Origin of the sequence: Labrenzia sp. THAF35 (assembly GCF_009363595.1) — a bacterium.
GTDB lineage: Bacteria > Pseudomonadota > Alphaproteobacteria > Rhizobiales > Stappiaceae > Roseibium > Roseibium algicola.
The window spans coordinates 1147575-1170250 of the sequence record NZ_CP045380.1 but is presented as its reverse complement, the minus strand read 5'-3'; the positions used below and the strand labels follow the sequence as shown (position 1 = coordinate 1170250).

The 22676-nt window shown below is 60.8% G+C and carries 25 protein-coding genes; 14 read left to right on the top strand and 11 right to left on the bottom strand.

What is annotated here, in order from left to right; genetic code table 11:
* The first annotated feature begins 439 nt into the window (after positions 1-439).
* From hisC to speB, 4 genes are all read left to right on the top strand, one after another.
* Positions 440-1501, top strand: a complete 1062-nt coding sequence (gene hisC, locus FIU93_RS05365; RefSeq protein ID WP_152505013.1) for a histidinol-phosphate transaminase — start codon at positions 440-442, stop codon at positions 1499-1501.
* Between the two features lie 81 nt (positions 1502-1582).
* Positions 1583-1900, top strand: coding sequence for a heavy metal-binding domain-containing protein (locus tag FIU93_RS05360; protein WP_023002348.1), 318 nt, complete (start codon positions 1583-1585; stop codon positions 1898-1900).
* A gap of 7 nt (positions 1901-1907) precedes the next feature.
* The gene (locus tag FIU93_RS05355) at positions 1908-2498 is read left to right on the top strand and encodes a GNAT family N-acetyltransferase (protein ID WP_055660365.1); all 591 of its coding nucleotides are present in this window, start codon (positions 1908-1910) and stop codon (positions 2496-2498) included.
* 110 nt (positions 2499-2608) lie between these two features.
* A complete protein-coding gene (gene speB / locus FIU93_RS05350) occupies positions 2609-3568 on the top strand; it encodes an agmatinase (RefSeq protein ID WP_062485816.1) in 960 nt (319 codons plus the stop codon).
* 57 nt (positions 3569-3625) lie between these two features.
* Here the strand turns inward: speB and cysK are convergent, their stop codons facing one another.
* From cysK to dut, 3 genes are all read right to left on the bottom strand, one after another.
* Entirely contained in the window at positions 3626-4585 is a 960-nt protein-coding gene (gene cysK, locus FIU93_RS05345) for a cysteine synthase A (RefSeq protein ID WP_075284154.1), read from the bottom strand.
* Between the two features lie 144 nt (positions 4586-4729).
* Complete coding sequence (locus FIU93_RS05340) at positions 4730-5386, bottom strand: HAD family hydrolase (protein WP_205838620.1); 657 nt, start codon at positions 5384-5386, stop codon at positions 4730-4732.
* Entirely contained in the window at positions 5386-5835 is a 450-nt protein-coding gene (gene dut, locus FIU93_RS05335) for a dUTP diphosphatase (protein WP_023002343.1), read from the bottom strand. Before dut ends, FIU93_RS05340 begins: the two co-directional genes overlap by 1 nt.
* Before the next feature lie 175 nt (positions 5836-6010).
* Here dut and FIU93_RS05330 point away from each other — a divergent pair, with 175 nt between their 5' ends.
* The 3 genes from FIU93_RS05330 (at position 6011) to FIU93_RS05320 (ending at position 8048) form a co-directional block, all read left to right on the top strand.
* Entirely contained in the window at positions 6011-6430 is a 420-nt protein-coding gene (locus FIU93_RS05330; protein WP_208992429.1) for a hypothetical protein, read from the top strand.
* A gap of 21 nt (positions 6431-6451) precedes the next feature.
* On the top strand, positions 6452-7033 hold the full coding sequence (locus FIU93_RS05325) for an OmpA family protein (RefSeq protein ID WP_023002341.1): 582 nt from the start codon (positions 6452-6454) through the stop codon (positions 7031-7033).
* Between the two features lie 226 nt (positions 7034-7259).
* Positions 7260-8048, top strand: coding sequence for a class III extradiol ring-cleavage dioxygenase (locus FIU93_RS05320; RefSeq protein ID WP_152505011.1), 789 nt, complete (start codon positions 7260-7262; stop codon positions 8046-8048).
* A 134-nt stretch (positions 8049-8182) separates the two neighbouring features.
* Here the strand turns inward: FIU93_RS05320 and coaBC are convergent, their stop codons facing one another.
* Together coaBC and FIU93_RS05310 are read right to left on the bottom strand one after the other, a co-directional pair.
* Positions 8183-9409 carry a bifunctional phosphopantothenoylcysteine decarboxylase/phosphopantothenate--cysteine ligase CoaBC gene (gene coaBC, locus FIU93_RS05315; protein WP_023002338.1) on the bottom strand — a complete coding sequence of 409 codons (1227 nt, stop codon included), beginning with the start codon at positions 9407-9409 and terminating at the stop codon, positions 8183-8185.
* Positions 9410-9445: 36 nt separating this feature from the next.
* Positions 9446-10669: a penicillin-binding protein activator gene (locus tag FIU93_RS05310; RefSeq protein WP_023014453.1), complete on the bottom strand. Its 1224-nt coding sequence runs from the start codon at positions 10667-10669 to the stop codon at positions 9446-9448.
* A 189-nt stretch (positions 10670-10858) separates the two neighbouring features.
* Here FIU93_RS05310 and rsmI point away from each other — a divergent pair, with 189 nt between their 5' ends.
* The 4 genes from rsmI to FIU93_RS05290 all read left to right on the top strand — a co-directional run bounded on the left by rsmI (position 10859) and on the right by FIU93_RS05290 (position 13917).
* Positions 10859-11773 (top strand): 16S rRNA (cytidine(1402)-2'-O)-methyltransferase, encoded by a 915-nt coding sequence (gene rsmI / locus FIU93_RS05305; protein ID WP_152505010.1) that lies wholly within the window; start codon positions 10859-10861, stop codon positions 11771-11773.
* Positions 11773-12177, top strand: coding sequence for a YraN family protein (locus FIU93_RS05300; RefSeq protein WP_152505009.1), 405 nt, complete (start codon positions 11773-11775; stop codon positions 12175-12177). The genes rsmI and FIU93_RS05300 overlap by 1 nt, the downstream gene beginning before the upstream one ends.
* A gap of 368 nt (positions 12178-12545) precedes the next feature.
* Positions 12546-13490 (top strand): glutathione synthase, encoded by a 945-nt coding sequence (gene gshB / locus FIU93_RS05295; RefSeq protein ID WP_023002334.1) that lies wholly within the window; start codon positions 12546-12548, stop codon positions 13488-13490.
* 97 nt (positions 13491-13587) lie between these two features.
* Entirely contained in the window at positions 13588-13917 is a 330-nt protein-coding gene (locus tag FIU93_RS05290) for an antibiotic biosynthesis monooxygenase (RefSeq protein WP_152505008.1), read from the top strand.
* 541 nt (positions 13918-14458) lie between these two features.
* On the opposite strand, the gene hppD is transcribed toward FIU93_RS05290, so the two are convergent.
* The gene (gene hppD / locus FIU93_RS05285; RefSeq protein WP_152505007.1) at positions 14459-15571 is read right to left on the bottom strand and encodes a 4-hydroxyphenylpyruvate dioxygenase; all 1113 of its coding nucleotides are present in this window, start codon (positions 15569-15571) and stop codon (positions 14459-14461) included.
* 127 nt (positions 15572-15698) lie between these two features.
* On the opposite strand from hppD, the gene FIU93_RS05280 reads away from it, so the two are divergent.
* Positions 15699-16166 carry an Lrp/AsnC family transcriptional regulator gene (locus tag FIU93_RS05280; RefSeq protein WP_023002331.1) on the top strand — a complete coding sequence of 156 codons (468 nt, stop codon included), beginning with the start codon at positions 15699-15701 and terminating at the stop codon, positions 16164-16166.
* A gap of 4 nt (positions 16167-16170) precedes the next feature.
* Here FIU93_RS05280 and FIU93_RS05275 read toward each other — a convergent pair whose 3' ends face one another.
* Complete coding sequence (locus FIU93_RS05275) at positions 16171-16710, bottom strand: hypothetical protein (protein ID WP_152505006.1); 540 nt, start codon at positions 16708-16710, stop codon at positions 16171-16173.
* A 151-nt stretch (positions 16711-16861) separates the two neighbouring features.
* Between FIU93_RS05275 and FIU93_RS05270 the strand changes: the two genes are divergently transcribed.
* Positions 16862-17605, top strand: a complete 744-nt coding sequence (locus FIU93_RS05270) for a tellurite resistance TerB family protein (protein WP_023002329.1) — start codon at positions 16862-16864, stop codon at positions 17603-17605.
* Positions 17606-17764: 159 nt separating this feature from the next.
* On the opposite strand, the gene FIU93_RS05265 is transcribed toward FIU93_RS05270, so the two are convergent.
* The 3 genes from FIU93_RS05265 to FIU93_RS05255 are packed head-to-tail and all read right to left on the bottom strand — an operon-like array spanning position 17765 to position 20411.
* Positions 17765-18832, bottom strand: a complete 1068-nt coding sequence (locus FIU93_RS05265) for a TRAP transporter substrate-binding protein (RefSeq protein WP_173017274.1) — start codon at positions 18830-18832, stop codon at positions 17765-17767.
* A 29-nt stretch (positions 18833-18861) separates the two neighbouring features.
* Positions 18862-19185, bottom strand: coding sequence for a 2Fe-2S iron-sulfur cluster-binding protein (locus FIU93_RS05260; RefSeq protein ID WP_152505005.1), 324 nt, complete (start codon positions 19183-19185; stop codon positions 18862-18864).
* 50 nt (positions 19186-19235) lie between these two features.
* A complete protein-coding gene (locus FIU93_RS05255; protein WP_152505004.1) occupies positions 19236-20411 on the bottom strand; it encodes a cytochrome P450 in 1176 nt (391 codons plus the stop codon).
* Positions 20412-20560: 149 nt separating this feature from the next.
* On the opposite strand from FIU93_RS05255, the gene FIU93_RS05250 reads away from it, so the two are divergent.
* The gene (locus tag FIU93_RS05250) at positions 20561-21499 is read left to right on the top strand and encodes a LysR family transcriptional regulator (protein ID WP_152505003.1); all 939 of its coding nucleotides are present in this window, start codon (positions 20561-20563) and stop codon (positions 21497-21499) included.
* Positions 21500-21520: 21 nt separating this feature from the next.
* Here the strand turns inward: FIU93_RS05250 and FIU93_RS05245 are convergent, their stop codons facing one another.
* Complete coding sequence (locus tag FIU93_RS05245) at positions 21521-22624, bottom strand: citrate synthase/methylcitrate synthase (RefSeq protein ID WP_173017273.1); 1104 nt, start codon at positions 22622-22624, stop codon at positions 21521-21523.
* Positions 22625-22676: the final 52 nt, after the last annotated feature.

Genomic DNA, 22676 nt, shown 5'->3' with positions numbered 1-22676 from the left:
GGAAATGTCCGCCGGCTCTTTCCTTTTTCACGACACCTTCACCCACACCCTCACCATCGTCATCCCGGACGTAGCGCAGCGAAGATCCGGGACCGGGGAACCACCAACGCGTGGCTGCAACAGGTTAGCGTCCATATCGAAACGTTCGTGCCTCCCCGATCCCGGCTCGCGCTTCGCTTGGCCGGGAAGACGACGTGAGGTTGGTGACAGAATTGCTTGGAAAGCGGCCTACCATTTCACGAGTGCGGAGAGGCCCTGGAACAGCGTCTCCCTACCCCACCGAAGGCTTGAACCTTTCCCGCCCCGAGACGAACCGGTCTCAGCGCGTATCAGAGCTACGGCAACGCCGCAAAAGAACAACGTCAAAATCACTTTTACCGCACCGGTTTGGCGCCTATTGTGCGAAAAAACCACAGCAATTCCCGTCAGGATACGGTCCATGAGCAGGTTCTGGAGCCCCATAGTCAGCAAGCTGGTGCCCTATACGCCGGGTGAGCAGCCAAAGGACCGCAGCTTCATCAAGCTGAACACGAACGAGCATCCCTATGGCCCGTCGCCCATCGCGCTCGGGGCAATCCGCGCAGCTACCGAAGACAGCCTGAGGCTCTACCCCGATCCGGCAGCCGGTGCGTTGCGGGCAACGATCGGGGCAAGCTTCGGTCTGGGTGTGGATCACGTTTTTGCGGGCAACGGCTCGGACGAAATCCTGGCCCATGCCTTTCACGGCTTTTTCAGTGGCAAGGACAAGCTGCTGTTCCCCGATATCACCTACAGCTTCTACAAGACCTATTGCGAGCTTTACGGCATTTCGCACCGTTCTGTGCCACTCGATGATGATTTCCGGATTGATCCGGCCAGTCTTGGTGGGCCGTGTGGTGGCATCGTGCTTGCCAATCCGAACGCCCCGACCGGCATTGCGCTTGATCTTGCGGCGGTGCGAAGCGTTCTTGAGCAAAACCCGGATGTGGTGGTGCTGGTCGACGAAGCCTATGTCGATTTCGGCGCGGAGAGCGCCGCTCGTCTGGTTCCCGAGTTCGACAATCTTCTGGTGGTACAGACCTTTTCCAAGTCGCGCGGCCTGGCGGGCCTGCGTGTCGGATTTGCTCTTGGTCAGCCGCACCTGATCGAGGGGCTGCAGCGGATCAAGGACAGTTTTAATTCCTACCCTCTCGACCGCCTGGCACTCGCGGGAGCAGAAGCCTCCTGGCAGGACACCGCCTGGTTCGAGGAGACCCGGCGACTTGTGATCACGGAACGGCATCGGATGGCGGAAGGCCTGCGCTCTCTCGGGTTCAACGTGCTGCCGTCGGCAGCCAATTTCCTGTTCGTCTCGCATGAAACAAGGGCAGCACGGGATCTTCTGACAGGCCTCAGGGATGAAGGCATTCTGGTGCGCCACTTCAACAAGGATCGCATCGACAACTGGCTGCGCATTTCCATTGGAACGGAAGAGGAGGGCGAGGCCTTGCTGAAGGTGATGGCAGGACTTGTCGCTGGCTAACCTCTTCCATTCTCGCCGTTTCTTGCAAAACCACGAGGACGAACCCATGTCTCGAACATCGGTTCAAAAGGGAGACAATGCATGCTGGTCACCACCACCAACACCATTCAGGGCAAGGATCTGGACTACAAGGGTCTTGTGACGGGCGAGGCGATCCTTGGCGCGAATATCTTCAAGGATTTCTTTGCCGGCATCCGTGACATTGTCGGCGGCCGCTCCGGTGCGTACGAGGAAGAGCTTGGCAAGGCGCGCAAGATCGCCATCGACGAAATGTGCCAGCAGGCCCAGGCAATGGGCGCCAATGCGGTGATCGGCGTCGATCTCGATTACGAAACCGTAGGCCAGAACGGCTCCATGCTGATGGTCAGCGCCACAGGGACCGCGGTCTTCATCCGCTGATCCTGCCATGTCATCCGACCTTTTCATTTCTCCCGGCTTCCCGGAAGACCAGCGGCTGGTTGCCGCCCGCCTGTTCTGGCAGGCCTTTTCCGGCAAGCTCGGCAAGGTACTGGCCCCGGAAGAAAAAGCGCTTCGACTTGTCGAGCGCATCCTCAACCCGGATTTTGCCATCAGCGCTATCGACCGGGAGGGACGGCTGCTAGGCCTTGCCGGTTACAAGACCCGGGACGGAGCTCTTGTCGGCGGCAGCCTCGCCGACATGACGGCGGTTTACGGCGCGTTCGGCGGCCTCTGGCGCGGACTTCTACTGGAAGTTCTGGAACGCAGGATCGAGCCGGACTGCCTGCTGATGGATGGCATCTTTGTAGCCGAAAGCGCCCGCGGCCGCGGCATCGGCGGCACCTTGCTGAAAGCCATTGGCGAAGAAGCACGCCAGCGCTCGCTCACCCGTGTGCGGCTGGATGTGATCGACACGAACCCAAGGGCAAAAGCTCTTTACGAGCGCTCGGGGTTCAAGGCCGTGGGGGAAGAAAAGACCGGGTTTCTCGAGCTTCTGTTCGGCTTTTCCTCCGCGACACGTATGGAAAAGCAGGTTTAGGGAGTTCAGCCAGGTTCAGAGCCAGTAGTTTTTTTGGTTGCCTCAACCCCGCCCTTTCCCCTCTTCCGCAATGATGCTCTAGTTGGCCCGTCCCCAACAGGAGCCTTTGAATGTCCTCACACGGTTATGAAAGCGGGCGGTTGAACCTGCCCTTTGTCGGCATCTGCACCTTCGGCAAGTTTCCCTATCAGCCGGATTGGGACGCCATTGATGCGGATGTTGCCGTCATGGGGGCGCCGTTCGACTTCGGCACCCAGTGGCGTTCGGGCGCGCGTATGGGGCCGCGTGCGATCCGGGAGGCCTCGACGCTGTTTTCCTTCGGCCATGCGGGCGCTTATGATTTCGAGGACGACATCACCTACCTGCCGGCGGAAACCACCCGCATTGTCGATCTGGGTGATGCCGATATCGTCCATACGGACACGATTGAAAGCCACAGACGCATCGAATTCGGCGTACGCAAGATCCTTAAGGCCGGTGCCTTGCCGGTGGTGCTGGGCGGCGATCATTCGGTCAACATTCCCTGCATCAACGCCTTTGATGGCGAAGACCCGATCCACGTCGTCCAGATCGATGCGCATCTGGATTTCGTCGACGAACGTCATGGCGTTCGCTACGGCCATGGCAACCCGATGCGCCGCGCGGCGGAAAAGCCTTATGTCACCGGCCTGACGCAGATCGGCATTCGCAACGTCTCCTCCACCTCGCGCGATGGCTACGAGGACGCCCGCAGGATGGGCTCCGACATCCTGTCCGTGCGGCAGGCCCGCAAGCTCGGCACCGAGGCGCTTCTGGCCCGGATACCGGCCGGCAAGCGCTATTACCTGACGCTCGATATCGATGCTTTCGATCCGTCCATCGCACCGGGCACGGGCACGCCGAGCCACGGCGGATTTCTTTATTATGAAGTGCTGGAGCTGCTCGACGGTCTGGCAAGACAGGGCGACATCGTCGGCATCGATCTGGTGGAAGTTGCGCCGGACTATGACCCGACCGGTTCCACAAGCACCCTTGCGGCACAGGTTCTCATGAACACCATCGGCAGGGTTCTGCATCACCGCAAGACATGAAAAACCCCGCCGGCCGGAGTGAACCGGCCGACGGGGTGAAATTTCGCGACTGGATGCTCAGAGGCCGTCGAACAGAGCGGTGGAAAGATACCGTTCTGCGAAGGACGGAATGATCACCACGATGTTCTTGCCTTCCATGCCTTCGCGCTGACCGACGCGGATGGCAGCGGTGAGCGCGGCGCCGGAAGAAATGCCCACCGGCAGGCCTTCGGTCTTTGCCACTTCCCGGGCCATGGCGAAGGCATCTTCGTTGGCGACGGTCTGGACTTCATCGTAGACGGAGGTGTCGAGCACGCCCGGCACGAAACCGGCACCAATGCCCTGGATCTTGTGCGGACCGGGCTGGCCGCCGGAAAGCACGGGGCTGTCGGCCGGTTCGACGGCAACGACATGAAGGCCCGGTTTGCGATCCTTCAGCACCTGGGAAACGCCGGTGATGGTGCCGCCGGTGCCGATGCCGGAGACGAACACGTCAACGCCGCCTTCGGTATCGTTCCAGATTTCTTCCGCGGTGGTGTTGCGGTGGACTTCAGGGTTGGCGGCGTTTTCGAACTGCTGCGGCATCACCGCACCGTCGATTTCGCTGATCAGTTCCTCGGCACGGGCGATTGCGCCCTTCATGCCTTTTGGCCCTTCGGTCAATTCCAGCTCGGCGCCCAGGATCTTGAACATCTTGCGGCGTTCCACCGACATGGTCTCCGGCATTACAAGTATAAGCCGGTAGCCCTTGGCGGCAGCGACAAATGCCAGCGCGATGCCTGTGTTGCCGGAGGTCGGCTCGACGAGTGTGGTCTTGCCCGGAACGATCTGGCCGGCCTGCTCCATCGCCTCGATCATCGCAACGCCGATCCGGTCCTTGACACTGGAAATCGGGTTGAAGAACTCAAGCTTTGCCAGGAGGTTGCCCTTGACACCGTGCGCCTTGGCCAGCCGGTCCAGCCGGACGATCGGTGTATCGCCGATGGTCTCGGTGATGGAGGAATAGATTTTTCCGCGACCACTGGTCTTGATCGTCATGGCAGGTCTCCCAAGTTGGCCGGATCTTCTTCCGCCGGCATCGTTCGACTATCGGAGCGATAAGATAGTACGGGTTTCGGCAAGTTATAAGGGGCCGAAAGCACCTTTGCGATCCTGCGGGTAAAACCTTTTTCCAGAAAAGCTTCAGGTCTTGGAAAAGAGCAGGTCCGGCAGATCCGCCATTGCCTCGAACAGGACGGCCCCGGCGCCCTGCATGGCCTCGCGGTCGCAAGCGGGATCCTCGACAAAGGCATAGACGCCCATGCCCGCTGCCCGGGCTGCCAGAACGCCGGGCAGGCTGTCCTCGATTACCGTACAGTTTTCCGGGGCATGGCCCATGGTACGTGCTGCCAGCAGGAACACATCCGGCGCGGGCTTGCCACGCTCACAGTCCTGTGCGGAAAACAGCCGGCCTTCCAGCCGGGGCAGCAGACCGGAACTGCCGAGCGTTGTGCGCATCTTTTCATATTTGCCGGAAGACCCGACGCAATAAGCGACGTCGCGCCGGTCGAGTTCGTCCAGCACGCCGGCCACGCCTTCGATCGCCGGAACACCCGCCTTGAAGCTCTCCAGATCGCGCAGCCGAACCTGGTCCGGCCAGTCGGCGGGCAGTACCTGACCTGTCAGCTCTTCGATCATGGACTGGACGTCTTCCAGTGTCCGTCCCATGAACCTGCGCTGACAATCCGGCCCGGTCATCGGAACGCCAAGCTCGCTGATGATCGCGGCCATGTTGGCGTTGGCCATGCGTTCCGTATCGACCAGAACGCCGTCGCAATCGAATATGATCAGCTCGGACATCACGCGCGGCCAGTCGAACCGAAACCGCCGGACCCGCGCTCGGTCTCCGAGAGGACCTCGACTTCGACAATGTCCGCCTGCAGAACAGGTGCAATCACCATCTGGGCGATCCGGTCTCCCCGTGAAATCTCGAAGGGGTCGTCACCGAGATTGATCAGGATCACCTTCACCTCGCCGCGGTAGTCGGCATCAATGGTGCCCGGCGTGTTCAAGACGGTGACGCCATGTTTGGCGGCAAGGCCTGACCGGGGGCGAACCTGAGCCTCGAAACCCGCGGGTAGAGCCATTGCAAGACCAGTTGGCACCAGGGCGCGGGCACCAGGTGCAAGGGTTATCTTGCCGTCAACGGCTGCCAGAAGGTCAAGTCCGGCGGCCAGCACCGACTGATAGGCGGGCAGTGGCAGATCGCGACCGTGTTCCAGTCGCTTCAGTTCCAGGGTAACAGGCATTCAAAGTGTCCGGCAGTGAGCGTTGCTGGCGAGTGACGATATTCGCCGGTCCGTGTCAAGGCTGGCGGACATTCACGAAACTTCGCATGAAAATCAGATATCTACTTGAAGTCGTAATCTTCACCTGAAACACTCTGACGCATCGTAACGTGCCAGCGATTGGGAGATTGGCAACATGAGACGATTGATTTTTGCATTTACCACCGGGTTGATGCTGGTCGCTGCACCGGCTGCCTTCGCCCAGACCGTCGGCTATGCCGACGCCATCAAGATCCTGGCCGCCAGCTGTGGCAAGGACATCGAATCCTATTGCAAGTCCGCGACACTGGCCAACAACGGCATCACTCAGTGTCTTGAACAGAATCAGTCCAAGGTTTCGGAAAAGTGCAACGCCGACCGTCTGGTCGTGACTTCGCTCATTCAGGCACGGCTGGCGGCCCAGGCGGAAGCGCCCAAACTGTGCCAGCGCGATGCCGCGCAATATTGCAAGGGCGTCAAGGCCGGTGCGGGCCATCTTCTGCGCTGCCTGCTGAAGGCCCAGCCTTCCGTCAGCGAAAAATGCAACACGGCCATTGACCTGGCCGGCTACCGCTAACTCGGCACCGGGAGATTTTTCATGAACAAGATACTTCTGGCCGGTTTGTCGGCCGCCTTTCTCGCCGTGTCCGCTTCGGGCCTTGCAGCCCAGACCAAGCTGAGCCGCAACGAGATCATCAACTCCCTGCAGGGGGCCCAGCAAAAGGTCGATCTTACGGCCGATGAACTGCAGAAGGCAGCGCTGGAAAATATCCAGAAATATCCGGGTGCAAATGCTCCCAACACCTTGCCGCTTGCCGACAAGCTGGCCTCTCTGCGCCAGTTCAACGTGGAAATCACGTTCGATTTCGACAGCGCGCGCATTCGCCCGGAATCCTATGAAACCGTTGGCCTGATCGCGGATGCCCTGCACACGCCTTATCTGCAGGGGCAGACTTTCTTCATCGTCGGTCACACGGATGCAAAGGGTGCACGCGAATATAACCTGGAACTTTCGCTGAAACGGGCGCAGGCGGTGCGTGAAGCACTGGTGACCACATTCCGTGTACCGGGCGACTATCTCTTCGCTGTGGGCCTGGGTGAGGAACAGCTGCGCGATCCGTCCAAGCCGGATGCCGCCATCAACCGGCGCGTTCAGCTGATCAACCTGGGTTACAGGTAACGGCCGCTCGGGCGGGTTTGGGCCAGGCGTTCTGAAGCCCGCCTGATACCGGCAAGCAAGGACACATACCGCTCCCGTAAACGGAAGCGGTATGACTGAACAGTGGAAATCGAAGGCAGGGATTGTTCACATGTGTCGAACGAGCCTTCTTCCCTTTCTGGTCTAATCCTTCCGGCCGAATAGCTTATCTTCTCGGGTAGAAACAATTCTCCCGAGGAGTGGTCCCATGTCGGCTACACCAAACCGTATTTCGCCCGTCTTTTTTGCTCACGGTGCGCCAACCCTGGCACTTGAAGACACCGCTGCCAGCCGGTTCCTGAAGAGTTTTGCCGCAAGCCAGCCACGCCCCAAGGCAATCCTGATCCTGTCCGCGCATTGGGAAACAGACGGTTTGAAACTGTCGGCACCGGGACCGCTGCGGACCTATCATGACTTCCGCGGTTTCCCGCGCCCGCTCTACGAGATCTCCTATCCCGCAAAGGCCGATGTGGATCACGTCGACGAAGCGGCACGCCTCCTGGAAGCTGCCGGCCACGATGTGGAACTCGACAGTCACTGGGGGCTTGATCACGGGGCCTGGGTGCCGCTGTCGCTTGCCTATCCGGATGCCGACATTCCGGTCGTGGCGATGTCTCTGCCGCACGGCAGCACGCCTGCATCCGTCTATGCCCTTGGCCAGGCGCTGGCACCTCTCAAGGACAAGGGCGTGTTGCTGGCAGGGTCCGGCAGCACCACGCACAACCTGCGTGAATTCGGGCCGCAAGGCTCGCCAACGCCTGTGTGGGCGTCTGATTTCGACCGCTGGCTGGACGATGGCCTCAAGTCCGGATCGATCGGATATTTCGACGATATCCAGAGCGCTCCGAACTTTCGCCGCAACCACCCGACGGACGAGCACCTTCTGCCGCTGTTCTTCGCCTTTGGCGCAGGCGGAACGGATGCAAAGGCCCAGCTTCTCCATAGAAGCTACGAGTACGGCTCCATCAGCATGAGCTACTTCCGCTTCGCAGCCTGACCAGCCCCATCGACCGCCCCTGCTCCGGCAGGGGCGCAGGCTTGCAGAACGGTTTCGGTGAAAAAAGGCAGAAAGCTGCCGGTCAGAAGCTCGAGCCCTTCATCGCGTACGTTTGTGAAACTGTTTGGCTCGGCTCAGTCCGAGCCGAGCGCCTCGGCTGCGCGGGCGATGATCCTGCGGGCTACCTCACCCTTGTCCATTTCCGGCCAGTCTTCGACGCCGTCACGGCTGACGACGCGAATGGTGTTGGCGTCGCCGCCCATGATGCCTGTCTGCGGACTGACGTCGTTCGCGATGATCCAGTCGGCCTTCTTGCGTTCCAGCTTGCCACGGGCATTGTCGATCAGGTTTTGCGTCTCGGCGGCAAAGCCGATCAGCAACTTTGGTCTCAGGTCCGGATGATGACCGACAGTCGCCAGAATGTCCGGGTTTTCCGTCAGCTCCAGCGCGGGCGGTTTGCCGGTCCCATCCTTCTTGATCTTCTGGGCACCCTCGCTCGCGACACGCCAGTCGGCGACGGCGGCGGCCATGATGGCGATATCCGCCGGCAGATTGCCTTCCACCGCCTTTAGCATCGCGGAAGCGGACTCCACGTGGATGACATGGATATTGGCCGGATCCGGCAGTGTTACCGGGCCGGATACCAGCGTTACCCGAGCGCCCGCTTCATAGGCGGCGCGGGCTAGCGCATGGCCCTGCTTGCCGGAAGACCGGTTGGCAATGTAGCGGACGGGGTCGATTGGCTCATGGGTCGGGCCTGAGGTAATCAGAACATGTTTTCCGGCAAGCGGCAGACTGCCGGCCCGGATCGCTTCTTCCCGCAGTACGGCCTCGGCAGCTGCCACGATCTCCAGCGGCTCGCTCATCCGGCCGGTGCCGGCTTCGCCCCTTTCCGCCATTTCGCCGGATGCTGGGCCGCAAAAGGCAATGCCACGCGCCTTGAGTATCGTCCGGTTACGCTTGGTCGCCTCATGCTGCCACATCTTCGGGTTCATGGCAGGGGCAACCAGAACAGGCTTGTCGGTTGCCAGCAGAACCGCTGTCGCCAGATCGTCGGCAATCCCGTGGGCCATCTTGGCCATCAGATCGGCGGTGGCAGGCGCTATCAGGATCAGGTCATGGTCGCGGGCCAGGCGGATGTGGCCGACGTCGTGCTCGGCCTGCCGATCGAACAGGTCGGTGAAGACGGTTTCCGCGGCCAGAGCCCCGGCAGCCAGAGGCGTGATGAACTCTTGCGCGCCTTTCGTCATCACCGGGATCACCCGGGCGCCGCGTTCCTTCAGCCTGCGGATCAGGTCAAGGGACTTGTAGGCGGCGATGCCGCCGCTGATGATCAGGACGATCTGTTTGCCGCTCAGCATCTTAACTCAGCACTCCTAGGGTGTCGGCGGATAAGATCAGAATCCGGTGCGGAAATCCCGTGGTGCCGGAGAAATCACCTGTGTGCCCTGCCCGGTGATCTGGTAGACGGCAAGGCCCCGCTGGTTGAGGCCATTGGATTGGAAGCGGAACAATCCGTCAATGCCGATGAAGCCATCGCGGTTTGTGATGATGTTCTGCTGGAAGCGCTGCTGTCCGGCTGAGCGGATCAGGCCTGCGGCCAGCGTGACACCGTCATAGACCAGGCTGGCATTGCGCGGCGGCGCGGAGCCATAGATGCTCTGGTAGCGTTGGGCAAAGGCCAGGAAACCCTTGTCCTCCGGCCCGGCGAACCAGGCACCTGCAAGCACCGGGTTGTTCTTGACCTGGGGAGAGTCCCACTGTCCGGTCCCGAGCAATTTCACATTGCCCAGATTGGCGCCCTGGCTGACCAGGGTCTGCACGACAACTGCCGGCACACCGCCCCCGGCCGGTACGAACAGGGCGTCTGCATTGTTCAGAACCGATTTCAGCGCCGTGGTCTTGGCAACAAGATCGGATGTGTCCGATCCGTTCATGGAATAGCGCTGGATCGATGCGATCCTGCCTGCTCCGCGGCCGACTTCCTGGCGAAACGCCGCCTCGACGATGGCACCATAGGAGCCTTCGGGGATCAGGGCGGTATAGGAATGTCTCTTCTGGCTGTTGGCATAGCCGACGACCCGTTTCACGTCGCTTTCCGGCAGGAAGCTGAGCAGATAGACGCCCCGGGATGCGACGGAGGTGTCGGTAGAGAAGGCAATGACCGGAACGCCGGTTGCCCGCGCAGCCTGCGCAGCGCCGGATACCGCAGGTGAGAACACCGGGCCAAGGATCAGTTCCGCGCCTTCCGAAATCGCAGCCTGCGCTGCCGCGCGTCCGCCTTCGGACGTGCCGCCGGTATCTTTCACCAGCAACTGCACATCCGCGCTCGGGAAGTTCTGCAGCGCCAGTGAGGCGGCGTTCTTGAAAACCGTACCGATGGAGGCATTGCCGTCGGAACTTGCCAATGGCAGCAGCAATCCGATGCGCACCCCGCCCGTGCCGATGATTTCACCAGTCGGTTGCGGCTGGGCACTTGGCTGGATCTGGTCACCCGGCAGAGAGCCGAGCGTGGACCCCATGCAGCCACCCAGCAACATCGTGCTGGCTCCAGCCAGCGCCGTTTTCAAGAAAACACGTCTGTGCTGTTGCACGATGTCGCCCCGTCTTGCACTTGCCATATTTGTTGGTTCACCCTTTGGGAAAGACTTACGTATTCGCTACAGGCCTGTAAAGATTTAGTGGCCTTTCAATGGCATATCGGCCCGATCAACGGTGGATTTGCCTTGCATCAGTTGTATTGAAAGGCTAGCGCAAGGGCGCAAACGGGGCCGATGCTGCAATTCGCGGCGGACAAGAGGAAAGGCGACATGGTCAAGGAAACAGCCGGGCCGGCTGCGGACAAGAACCGCTACAGCCTCTCCGAACATGTCTTCACTGCACCCAATCTGGAACCCGCGCTCTACATCGTCTCCACGCCGATCGGCAACCTCGGCGATATCACCGTCAGGGCCCTGGAAACGCTTGCTGCAGCAAGCGTAATCGCTTGCGAGGATACGCGGGTCACGGCAACGCTCACCCAGCGGTTTTCGCTGAAGACGCCACTTCTCCCCTATCACGAACACAATGCCGACAAGCAGCGGCCGAAGATCCTGGAAACTCTGGCGGAAGGCCGCGCCGTGGCGCTGGTGTCCGATGCTGGCACGCCTCTGGTTTCCGACCCGGGCTACCGGCTGGTGCGTGATGTGGTCGCAGAAGGGCATAAAGTCATCCCGATCCCCGGTGCGTCGGCCCCGCTGGCTGGCCTTGTCGCCGCGGGTCTGCCGAGCGATACGGTGCTTTTCGCCGGCTTCCTGCCTCAAAAGGGAGGCCCGAAGACCCGGCGGCTGGAAGAGCTGGCCAAGGTCCCTTCGACGCTGATTTTTTTTGAATCGCCCCACCGCACCGCCGCGACCCTGGCGCTGATGGCGGAACTGCTCGGCCCTGGCCGCGAAGCCGTCGTCGCGCGCGAGCTGACCAAGCGGTTCGAAACCTTCGAGCGTGGCACCCTGGAAGACCTGAGCACCCGGTTCGAGGGCCAGCAGGTCAAGGGTGAAATCGTCATTCTTGTCGGTCCGCCGGAAGACAAGCCGGAAGCCGAGGTGGACGATCTGGATGCCTTGCTGAGTGAGGCGCTTACCGAAATGCCGGTCAGTGCCGCGGCCAAGAAAATCTCGAAAGCGACGGGGCTTGACCGCAACGAGGTCTATAAACGCGCGCTGGAACTGAAGGCGGACGACGCCTGATGGCACGTCGTCCCGGCGGAGCCGGAAGGCAACCGGCAGAAACCGATCGCCGCCGCCGGGCACATGCCCTGGGCCTTTCTGCCGAAACCCTTGCCGCCTGGTACCTGCGCCTCACCGGCTGGCGCATTCTCAAGCGCCGCTACAAGACAAAGGCTGGCGAGATCGATCTCATCGCCAAGCGGCGCAAGACAGTCGCCTTCATCGAGGTCAAGGCCCGCAAATCGCGGCAGGCGGCGCTGGAAGCCGTCACGCCTGCCAGCCAGAAGCGCATCTCGCGTGCCGCGAAGATCTTCGTCACGGAACACCCGAAGGCCGGGTTCTTCACCCTGCGCTTCGATATTATCGTCGTCCGACCCCGCGCGTTGCCCGAGCGGATCGTGAATGGGTTTCAGGCCTGGGAGTAGTTCGGGGCGCAATTTTTCGGCTGCCGAGATATTCACCTTCGGCGTCACGCCGGACAAGCGCAGCGCGGATCCGGGGCTTGCTCGCTGACCTGCTCGCTCACAGTGGTCTCAATGTCCCGGATGTTTGCGTCACCTTGGGAGCGCTCTTGAAACGAACAGGCCTCGGGTCTCCTGTCGGTCGCCGGGTTGACGCTGACTATGGCCGAGAGACTTCACCTCATTTGCCGGTCTCTGGAATGACGGGAACCGAACTCGGATCCTTCTGACCTCCCCCTCTGGACAAAGCCGACTGCGCACCGCATATCTGGACCAATCGTTCTGAAAATCCCAAAGGCGCTCAAGCGGCGCCGCCCGCCGGGAGTTGCCTCATGGCTTTGAAAGTTGCGGTCCAGATGGACCATGTTTCGTCCATCAACATTGCCGGCGACAGCGCCTTCGCAATGATGCTGGAAGCACAGTCTCGCGGACACGAACTTTATCACTACACGCCGGACCGTCTGGCGATGCGCGGTGACGAAGTGTTCTGCGCGCTGGAGCCGATCGAAGTGCGCGATGTGAAGGGTGATCACTTCACGTTGGGTGAAAAGAGCCGGTTCAACATGCGCGAGATGGACGTGGTGCTGATGCGCCAGGACCCGCCGTTTGACCTGTCCTACATCGCCGCGACCCACATTCTGGAAAAGATCCATCCGGACACTCTGGTGGTCAACGATCCTGCAGCCGTTCGCAACGCGCCGGAAAAGCTGTTCGTGACCGAATTCGCCGACCTGATGCCGCCGACCCTGATCACCAAGGACAAGTCGGAAATCGATCTGTTCCGGAAGGAATACGGCGACATCGTCATGAAGCCGCTGTTCGGCCATGGTGGCGCGGCCGTCTTCCGCATCACCCAGGACGACCTCAACTACGGTTCGCTCTACGACTTCTTTGCCGCGACCTTCCGCGAGCCCTGGGTCATCCAGCAGTTTCTGCCCAATGTGAAGCACGGCGACAAGCGCATCCTGCTGGTCGATGGCCAGTTCGCCGGTGCGGTCAACCGCGTTCCGGCCGCGGGCGACCTGCGCTCCAACATGGTGCGGGGCGGTGCGCCGACCGACAGTGAGCTGACCGAGCGCGAACGCGAGATCTGTGCGCGCCTCGGGCCTTCGCTGAAGGAGAAGGGCCTGATCCTGGTGGGGATCGATGTCATCGACGGCAACCTGACAGAAATCAACGTCACCGCCCCCACAGGCATCCGCGCCATCCGCAATCTCGGCGGACCGGATGTGGCTGGCATGGTCTGGGACGTGCTGGAAGCGAAGGTGAAGGGCTGATCAGCCCTTCCCGCCAGCCAGTTCGAATATCCGCTTGACCTCAATTTAAGTTGAGGTTGTAGAGCTTTCTCTCCTTTCAAATCCCAAGGAGAAAAGCATGAAATCGGATACGGAATCCCGGCCTATCTACCGCGTAGACCGCTTTGAAGTGCCGCTCGAGGCGCGAGACGTTCTGCTGGAACGGCTCAATGTCATTCGCGGCCTGCTTCAGAGCATCGAAGGGTGTCGCCAGAACCTCGTGCTTGAGCAGCCTTCCGGCGAGGGGATGGCAAAATTCGTCACCTTTGTCGAATGGCAGAACGAAGAGGTCTTTCTGGAGGCGAAGGCCCGAATTGCCGATGAATACCGCAAGGTCGCGTTCGACCCGCAGGCCTTCCTGAAGCAAATCGGTGCAAAGGCGGTCATGGCGAACATGAACGCTGTCTGATGTCTGTCGGTTCGAACGGGAATACCCGCATGCGGAGGTCGCGCGCACAGCCCGCGCCAAGGCAAAAAAAACCTCCGCATGGGGGTGCGGAGGTATAAAGAGTTTGTGCTTAGACAATGCAACAGAGGGCCTACTCGGCAGCCTCTGTATGTAAAACCCGTTCCACATGGAATCGTTCCTTGGAAAAACGTGATTCACGTGAAATTTTTCAAGTTTCTACTTCAGGCTGTCGTTATCGTATTGAAAATACGGGATTAATCCGGCCAAGGACGCTCAAGATTTTTTTCCATTGATACCCGCTGAAACCCCGGATCGCGCTGTCAGCGAGGCGCAACACCCGGAAATGGCGTGACTTTTCGTGTTCCCCCGGGGCATGTCGCTTGGCAGGGCGGCCACTCCTTCGGGCCGGGCAAACAAGATCAAGTCCTGAGCCGGGTCCGGGCTTTGCTGCATCGGAAAAAGAAAAATCTGGACTGCAGGGCAAAACAAAGGCCGCTTTCCCGGAGGACAGCGGCCTTTCAGAAGCAACCTGCAAGTGGGATTATTCGGCTGCTTCAGTCTTGATGACGCCGCGGCGGATCTGGTCTTCCTCGATCGATTCGAACAGGGCGCGGAAATTGCCTTCGCCAAATCCTTCGTCACCCTTGCGCTGGATGAACTCGAAGAAGATCGGGCCGATCACGGTCTTGGAGAAGATCTGCAGCAGGATCTTGGTCATGCCGCCGTCGATCACACCCTCACCATCGATCAGGATGCCGTGGCGCTTCATCCGCTCGATGGGCTCGTCGTGGCCGTTCACCCGGGCATGTGACATCTCGTAATAGGTTTCCGGCGGGCCGGGCATGAATTTCAGACCGTTGTCCGCCAGAAGGTCCGTGCTCTGGTAGATGTTGTCCGTGCCGACAGCAATGTGCTGGATGCCTTCGCCGTTGTACTTCTTCAGGTATTCCTCGATCTGGCTGGTATCGTCCTTGGATTCGTTCAGCGGAATACGGATCTTGCCGCAAGGGCTGGTGATCGCACGGCTGACGAGACCGGTGATCCGCCCGTCGATGTCGAAGAAATGGATCTGTTTGAAGTTGAACAGGTCGCGATAGAAGTCCCACCACTTGTCCATGTTGCCGCGATAGACGTTGTGGGTGAGGTGGTCGAGATAGTAGAAGCCGACGCCCTGCGGCTTGGGGTCGAACTCGCCCAGCCAGTTGAATTCCCTGGAATAGGCCGAGCCTTTGGCGCCGTAGGTATCCACGAAATAAAGCAGCGAGCCGCCGATGCCGACAATTGCCGGAACGTCCAGGGTCTTGTCGTCGCCTTTATAAGGCGTCGCGCCTTTGGCAACTGCATGCTCGAACGCCTTTTGCGCATCGACGACGCGCCAGGCCATGGCAGGCGCGCACGGGCCGTGCGTGTCGACGAACTTCATGCCGAAGCTGCCCGGTTCGGCATTCAGCACGTATGTGACGTCACCCTGGCGATAGAGCGTGATGTTCTTGCTCTTGTGCTTTGCAACGGGGAGGTAGCCCATCTTGCGGAACAGTTCGTCCAGCTTTTCCGGTTCCGGATGGGCGAATTCGACAAATTCGAAGCCATCGGTCCCTGCCGGATTTTCAGACGTGATCTGTGCCGGCGGCGCGTCGTGCGGGAACGGTCCCATGAAAGTCCTCCTCGGTAAAACGGGTCATTGCAGCCAGAATGCCGCGAAGGACGCGCAGTGTGTGTGCAATCCACGTGTTTTCGCGTAAGATGATGCACGAAACATGCAGGAAATTTCGGAGTAACGCATGACCATTGCGCTGGATGGCTTTGATGTGAAGCTGCTCGCCGCCTTGCAGAACAATGCCGCCCTCACCAATGCCGAGTTGGGTGACGTGATCGGCCTGTCCGCAAGCCAGGTTTCCAGGCGGCGGCAGAAACTGGAAGAAGCGGGTATCATCCGCCGGTATCGGGCGGCACTGGATCCGGAAGCCCTGGGTCTGATGGTGACGGCCTATGTCGGCGTGACGCTTGGCGCGCATTCCAGAGAAAACGCCCGCAAGTTCCGCAACATGGTGACCGCCATGCCGGAAGTGCAGGAGGCCCACACGCTGACCGGCGATGTCGATTACATGCTGAAGATCGTGGTGCCGGACCTGAAGGCGCTCAGCCACATCATCAACGACGAGCTACTGCCTCAGGAGGCGGTCCATCATGTGCGCTCTTCCATTGCCATGGAAACCTTGAAGGACGACAATCTGCTGCCGCTGAAATGACCGCTCAAAGCCCCAGCCAGCCCATGAGATCGGTCCAGAAATCCTTGCGCAGGCCTTTGAGATCCGGTGCCGGGTTGCCGTATGGGTCCGCCAGGCAGACATCGGAAAACCCGGTCTTGCCGGAGAGAAGACATCGCTCCGGTTCACAGGTGATCGTGTCGGAGAGATAGATCCGTTTTCCCGCAAAGGTCTTGAATGCGAGTTCCGGTTTGTCCTGCCTTGTTCCCGAGGTGAAGACATAGGTCGGAAACTCGCTGCCGCGCGGCTGGCCACGGTCCTGGATCGCATGGATGTACAGCAGGCTTCCGGGCGCGTCTTCACGCGAGCAGCCCTTGATGTTGAAGGCATAAAGATTGCCGGTCGTGCTTACGCCTGCATCGGCAAGCGTGCGCGAATAGGCGCTCAGCAGATCCTCCTGCCAGATCTTGCGGTAGGTATCGGCCTCGTCGTTCAGCGACAGGGCATGCGCACTCCCGCTCCCCAAAGTCCCGGCGATGAGGCAGCATCGTAGGGAAAGACTGCGGACTGAGGCGAGGAAGTTCAAGATTGTTCTCGTTGTTGCCTGGAAGACAAGCATTGTGGATTGGAGAAGTGTGACCGAGTGTAACGCAAACTTGCGTCCCTTGCAGAAAATCCCATTTGATAGTGCAACCGTGATTTAAGCCGCTTCACGCGGCAATTTTAAGGAGCCGAATATGTTCGACGCAAAATCCTTGCTGGATCAGTTTCTGGGGACCCAGGGCGGTGGTCAATCCGGCCAGCGCGGGACTGCCCGCAAGGGTGGATCCGGAGATCTCCTGTCCCAGGGCAAGGATTTTCTGTCGTCCCAGGGTGGCGGTCTGGCACTCGGCAGCCTGGCCGGTCTCATGCTTGGCAGCAAGAGCGGACGCAAGCTCGGCAAGAAGGCAGTCACCTACGGCGGCCTCGCACTGGTTGCCGGCCTTGCCTACAAGGCCTACCAGGGCCACAAGGCCAATCAGCAGAACGCGCCGCGCCCACAGTATCCGGCCGATGATCCGATCCCGCTGGAAGCACCGCGCGGCACCGCCTTCGATCCGTGCGAGCATCCGGGCGGCGAACATCAGGCCGCAATCGCTTTGCTGACGGCAATGATCTCCGCCGCAAAGGCCGACGGTCATATTGATCGCGACGAACAGGACCGGATTTTCGACAAGATCGACGAGGCCGGACTGGACAGCGAGGCGAAGGCGTTCCTGATGGACGAATTGCGCTCGCCGCTTGATCTGGACAAGGTCGTGGCCAGTGCAACCTGTGAGGAGACTGCGGCCGAAATCTACGCCGCGTCGCGTCTTGCCATCGATCCAGATCATCCGGCGGAAAAGGCTTACCTGCAGATGCTCGCTGCCCGGCTTGGTCTGGAGGACGGCCTCGTTCAGGAGATCGAATACGCCGTTCGCGAAGCGCAGATGGCGGGATGACCGGCAAAACGGCGTGAAGAAAATCGGGCGTCCCGTGACCACAGATCACGGGACGCCCTGAATAACCGGCACATGCCGCGCGGCCGTCGAAAAGGCAAGCCGCGAAGCGAGCCTAAAGGCACGCAGCCCTGTGGGGGAGCCGCACACCACCACTGCCGGCTATTTCCCGGTGTTCTCCTCGATCAGCTCGATGGCGCGCTTGTAAAGCCCTGTGCCGTCCATGCCTTTTTCGTCCATTTCGGCTACCCATTTTTCAATCGTCGGTGCCGAGGCTTCCTTCCAGCGGGCAACTTCTTCCGGTGGAAGGACAATCATCGTCGCGCCCTTCTCGATCGCTTCGTCGCGAGGCTTGGCATCGTCCCGCTGCATCTGGCCACCTGCGAATCCGGACAGTTCAAGACCGGAGTTCTTGTCGATGATCGCCTTCAGGTCGTCGGGCAGTCCGTCATAGGCCGCCCGGTTCATGCCCAGCACGAAGGTTGCCGTGTAAAGAGCATCGTCACCGAAGTCCGTGTGGTTGCTGACGAGTTCGTTGATCTTGAGTGCGCCGGTCACCTCCCACGGCACAACGGTGGCATCGATAACGCCCTTGGACAGGGCTTCCGGAACCGCCGGCACAGGCATGCCGACAGGTGTTGCCCCGAGTGAACTGAACATGTCGTTGGTCACCCGCGTCGGCGCCCGCAGCTTCACGCCGTTCAGGTCGTCGAGCGAGTCGATCGGGTCCTTGGAGTGGATCAGCCCGGGTCCATGCACCCAGAGCCCCAGAACCTTCATGTCCTTGAAGTCCTGGTCCAGCATGGTTTCTTCCGCCAACTGCCAGAAGGCACGCGACACGGCCTCGGCATTGGTCATGACGAAGGGCAGTTCGAAGACTTCCGTCCTTGGAAAGCGGCCGGGCGTATAGCCAGGCAAGGTCCAGACGATGTCGGCGATGCCGTCGATGGCCTGGTCGACCAGTTCCGGCGGCTTGCCGCCAAGCTGCATGGCCGGGAAATGCTGGAACTCGATCCGCCCGCCCGATTCTTCCTCGATCCTGGCCATCCACGGTTCAAGGATGTTCTTCGGCACACTGGCTTGCGCCGGCAGCATCTGGTGCAGCCGCAGCGTGACCTCCGCTGCCACGGCCTGGCCCGCCGTAAGGCTTAGCGAAAGCGCGGCTACGGTAACCGCTCCCACGGTGAGCGCACCTGCGGCCACCGATCTCATCATCCGGTACTTCGACATGGTTTCCTCCCTTGTTCGAAATCGTTTCCTCACGCCTGCTCGTCCGGCAGATGCACCACCAGTCCGTCGAGCGCACCGGTCAGCCTGATCTGGCAGGACAGGCGGGATGTTTCGCGCAAGTCGGCGGCCGCGCATTCCAGCATGATTTCCTCGCCGTCCGTGCGCGCGCCGGTCTTGTCGCTCCACGCCTCGTCCACGTAGCAATGGCAGGTGGCGCACATCATGGCCCCGCCGCATTCGGCAAAGATGCCATCGACCCCGTGGCTGACAGCCGTTTCCATGACGCTCGCCCCTTCGCTCGCTTCTATGGTCTTCCGGCTGCCGTTCGGCTGGACGAAGGTGATCTGCACCATGCGGTTTTCCTTTCAGCCTGCTCTAACCCGGCCCGGTTGGTTTCTTTTTGTCAGCTCAGTTTGACGGGCAGGTTCAGGGGGCCACGAAAACCGAAACCGCTCCAGACAACGTCTTCGGGCTTGTCCAGCGTCATGCCGGGGAACCGTTCGAACAGCATCGGCAGCATGATTTCCCCGACAGTCCGCCGCGAGATATGGGCGCCGGCACAATGGTGCGGGCCGCTGCCGAAGGCTTGATGCGGCGCTTTCTTTCGAAAGACGTTGAAGGATTCGCCGTCCTCGTAGAGATCCTCGTCGCGATTCGCCGATGCCTGGATGGTCATCAGCGTCACGCCTTCGGGAATGTCGATGCCGTCGATTTCCAGATCCCGCGTCGCCCGGCGAGACGACGCCTGGATCGGCGCGACCCAGCGGACACCTTCCTCGAATGCATCCGCCCAGGCGTCCTGCCGCTTCACTTCCTCAAGCTGGTCCGGATTTGTCAGCAGGCCATAGACGATGGTTGCCAGCGCATCGCGCGGCTCGTTGATGCCGCCGCCGATGGCAATCTTGATGTTAGCGTAGATCTGGCTTCTGGGGATCGGGTCGCGGGCATTCAGCATGACGGAGAACGCGGAGTTGTTGGGCTCTGCCAGATGCCGGGCAATCAGGCTGTCGAACACGGCATCCATTTCGGCATTGGCTGCATCGGACCGGGCAAACGGTTCATCCGCGAAGCCGAAATTGCCGGCGCCGTCGATCAGCACCTGCGACCAGCGCTGCATGTCGGCGTCGCCGACTTCGTCGAGACCCAGGATGTGCGCGAGGATCCGTGCCGCCACCGGTCCGCACAGGTCGGTGAAAAGGTCAACCGTTTCGCCTCGTGGCAGCCGGTCGAGATACTCCGCGGCAATCTTGCGGTAGAGATCGGCCCAGTCTGTCTTGATGACCTTGGGCGAGAATGCCGGCTGCATGGCCATGCGCTCGCGCCGGTGTTCCTCGCCGTCCTTGCGCATCAGCGTGTGGGCCAGAAAGGCGCGCCGCATCGGTGTGACAGGATCGTCCGAACTGTAAAGCTCGGGATCGTCCTTCACCATCTTGGTGTGTTTCGCCTTGGTCAGAAAGATACGGTTTGCCGCCGGAACCTGAACGATCGGCGTTTCGGCCCGCATCCGCTTGTAGATCGGATAGGGGTCGCGCGTCAGGTCCGCAAGCGTCAGCGTTTCGTCGACAGGTGCGACCGCCATCTGCCTTCTCCTCCCAAATCCGGCACTGATGGCAGGTTAAGCGGGCAGAATAAAATCAGGCAATACGATTGACTTTATAGTTGTCATCGAATTTTTTGATTTTACGAATCGTGGCGAGTGTTCTTGCCGGATCCGGGAGGAAATTGCCGATGTCGGGCGATCCGTTGGAAGTCGATTTTCGGGCGCTGCAGGTTCTGGTCTGGGTGCACCAGCTCCGTTCGTTCACGCGTGCGGCGGAAGAACTCGGCGTCAATCAGTCAGCGGTCAGCTACACGATCAACAAGCTGCGGGACGTGTTTCAGGATCCGCTGTTCGTCCGCCAGGCTCGTCGGCTCCACCCGACACAACGCTGCGAAGATATCGTTCATCAGGCCAAACGGTTGACGGCCGAGTTCCGGCAACTGGTCGCTCCGCCGGACTTCGATCCGAAGACGGCGGCGCAGACCTTCACCATCGCCTGCAACTTCTATGAACGCGTCCTGATCATTCCGGAAATCGTTCATTTTCTGAAGCGCGAAGCGCCCAACCTGGACCTGGAGATCATCGATGCGTCGGGGATCGGCCACGAGCGCCTGCTGCGCAATGAGGCGGATCTCCTGCTTGGTCCGTTCGAACGGTCGGACCCGCATTTCTACAGGCGCGACCTCTATCAGGATCGCTACGTCTGCCTGCTCGATCCGGAGCATCCGAAAGCCGGAGCGGCACTGAGCCTGGACGATTATCTGGATCTCGACCACGTGCTCGTCACCTACGGCGGTCAATGGCGGTCGCGCTACATCATCGAGCTTGAGCGCATGAACAAGGACTTGAAAGTCGCCTTGCGCGTGCCGAGCCCGGCCGGGCTGGAGCGTCTGGTCGCCGGATCGAACCTCGTCGCCACGGTGCCGGAACGGCTGTCCAGATCAGTTGCGGATGGACTTCATGTGGTTCCCTGCCCGGTGGAAACGTCGGTGACGATCAGCCTCGTGTGGACCACGCTCAACCACCGCGCACCGCTGCATATGTGGGTGCGCGACATGGTCTACCGGTTGAACACACGCGCCCGGAAGGCGGATGATCCGCCTTCCGGGCTGGGTATCTCGCGGTAACAAGCTTTCAGCTGGTCTCCGTCACGCGGGGCTCGGCCCGACATAATGCGACGAAGGCCGGATCAACTTGCCGGTTTCCTGCTGTTCCAGGACATGGGCGCACCAGCCCGGTGTCCGGCCGACGGCAAACAGCGGCGTGAACAGGGTCCGGTCGATGCCGATCGCGTCCAGCAGGACGGCGGTATAGAACTCCACGTTGGTTTCCAGCGGGCGGTCGGGCTTGGCAGTTTTCAGTGCGGCAAGCGCTGCCTGTTCGATCTCCTCCGCCAGACGCACTTTCGGGTTGTCAGGCCCAAGCAGGCGCAGCCCTGCCTTCAGGACGTCCGCGCGCGGATCCCTTGTTCTGTAGATCCGGTGACCGAATCCCATCAACCTCTCCTTGCGTGCCAAGGCTTCGCCGATCCAGGCAGCTGCGTTTTCCGGACTGCCGATAGCATCGATCATGTCCAGCACAGGGCCCGGCGCGCCGCCATGCAGCGGTCCGCTGAGGGCGCCCATTGCACCAAGAACGGCCTGTTTCAGGTTCGCCTGGGTCGAGCCAATCACGCGCGCCGTGAAGGTGGAAGCGTTCAGCCCGTGATCCAGGATTGTCACCAGATAGCGATTGAGCGCGGCGGCATGGTCGGCAGGCGGCAGCTCGCCCGTCAGCATGCGCAGAAGATCGGTTGCGGTTTCCAGGGTGCTGTCCGGTGCGATCGGCGTCTGTCCCCTGGCAATCCGGTGAGACGCAGCCAGAAAGACGGGCAATGCGCCGCTGATCGCAATCGCGTCGGGCAGGCCGGTGGACATCGGCAAGGCAGCCAGGCCCAGCTGCATGCGTTCATAAACGCCGAGGCTGGAAGGGGCAGCTTCAAGAACCGGCATGACGGCAAAGGCGGCCCTCCGGGCTTCACCGAAAGCCTCACGCAGGGACGAGGCCTCAGGCATCTGGAAATCCTGCCACAGATGCCGGACGGCCTCCTCGAAGCTCAGCTTGCCGGCCAGATCTTCGATATGGCGGCCATAGAGGATGAGGACACCCTTTTGGCCGTCGACATGGCTGAGCATGGTGGTGGCGGCAACAACGCCCTCCAAACCGGCAATCGGGTCCGGCGTCATCCGGGCGGGGTTCGGCGCTTCGGTCATGGCTATCTCCTTTTCTTTCCCGGTCAGATAGAAAGAGAAGATTGCATTGATC

Excerpts from the sequence above, each read along its gene's own strand:
- hisC (WP_152505013.1), top strand. The coding sequence starts at position 440 with ATGAGCAGGTTCTGGAGCCCCATAGTCAGCAAGCTGGTGCCCTATACG.
- FIU93_RS05360 (WP_023002348.1), top strand. The coding sequence starts at position 1,583 with ATGCTGGTCACCACCACCAACACCATTCAGGGCAAGGATCTGGACTAC.
- FIU93_RS05355 (WP_055660365.1), top strand. The coding sequence starts at position 1,908 with ATGTCATCCGACCTTTTCATTTCTCCCGGCTTCCCGGAAGACCAGCGG.
- speB (WP_062485816.1), top strand. The coding sequence starts at position 2,609 with ATGTCCTCACACGGTTATGAAAGCGGGCGGTTGAACCTGCCCTTTGTC.
- cysK (WP_075284154.1), bottom strand. The coding sequence starts at position 4,585 with ATGACGATCAAGACCAGTGGTCGCGGAAAAATCTATTCCTCCATCACC.
- FIU93_RS05340 (WP_205838620.1), bottom strand. The coding sequence starts at position 5,386 with ATGTCCGAGCTGATCATATTCGATTGCGACGGCGTTCTGGTCGATACG.
- dut (WP_023002343.1), bottom strand. The coding sequence starts at position 5,835 with ATGCCTGTTACCCTGGAACTGAAGCGACTGGAACACGGTCGCGATCTG.
- FIU93_RS05330 (WP_208992429.1), top strand. The coding sequence starts at position 6,011 with ATGAGACGATTGATTTTTGCATTTACCACCGGGTTGATGCTGGTCGCT.
- FIU93_RS05325 (WP_023002341.1), top strand. The coding sequence starts at position 6,452 with ATGAACAAGATACTTCTGGCCGGTTTGTCGGCCGCCTTTCTCGCCGTG.
- FIU93_RS05320 (WP_152505011.1), top strand. The coding sequence starts at position 7,260 with ATGTCGGCTACACCAAACCGTATTTCGCCCGTCTTTTTTGCTCACGGT.
- coaBC (WP_023002338.1), bottom strand. The coding sequence starts at position 9,409 with ATGCTGAGCGGCAAACAGATCGTCCTGATCATCAGCGGCGGCATCGCC.
- FIU93_RS05310 (WP_023014453.1), bottom strand. The coding sequence starts at position 10,669 with ATGGCAAGTGCAAGACGGGGCGACATCGTGCAACAGCACAGACGTGTT.
- rsmI (WP_152505010.1), top strand. The coding sequence starts at position 10,859 with ATGGTCAAGGAAACAGCCGGGCCGGCTGCGGACAAGAACCGCTACAGC.
- FIU93_RS05300 (WP_152505009.1), top strand. The coding sequence starts at position 11,773 with ATGGCACGTCGTCCCGGCGGAGCCGGAAGGCAACCGGCAGAAACCGAT.
- gshB (WP_023002334.1), top strand. The coding sequence starts at position 12,546 with ATGGCTTTGAAAGTTGCGGTCCAGATGGACCATGTTTCGTCCATCAAC.
- FIU93_RS05290 (WP_152505008.1), top strand. The coding sequence starts at position 13,588 with ATGAAATCGGATACGGAATCCCGGCCTATCTACCGCGTAGACCGCTTT.
- hppD (WP_152505007.1), bottom strand. The coding sequence starts at position 15,571 with ATGGGACCGTTCCCGCACGACGCGCCGCCGGCACAGATCACGTCTGAA.
- FIU93_RS05280 (WP_023002331.1), top strand. The coding sequence starts at position 15,699 with ATGACCATTGCGCTGGATGGCTTTGATGTGAAGCTGCTCGCCGCCTTG.
- FIU93_RS05270 (WP_023002329.1), top strand. The coding sequence starts at position 16,862 with ATGTTCGACGCAAAATCCTTGCTGGATCAGTTTCTGGGGACCCAGGGC.
- FIU93_RS05265 (WP_173017274.1), bottom strand. The coding sequence starts at position 18,832 with ATGTCGAAGTACCGGATGATGAGATCGGTGGCCGCAGGTGCGCTCACC.
- FIU93_RS05260 (WP_152505005.1), bottom strand. The coding sequence starts at position 19,185 with ATGGTGCAGATCACCTTCGTCCAGCCGAACGGCAGCCGGAAGACCATA.
- FIU93_RS05255 (WP_152505004.1), bottom strand. The coding sequence starts at position 20,411 with ATGGCGGTCGCACCTGTCGACGAAACGCTGACGCTTGCGGACCTGACG.
- FIU93_RS05250 (WP_152505003.1), top strand. The coding sequence starts at position 20,561 with ATGTCGGGCGATCCGTTGGAAGTCGATTTTCGGGCGCTGCAGGTTCTG.
- FIU93_RS05245 (WP_173017273.1), bottom strand. The coding sequence starts at position 22,624 with ATGACCGAAGCGCCGAACCCCGCCCGGATGACGCCGGACCCGATTGCC.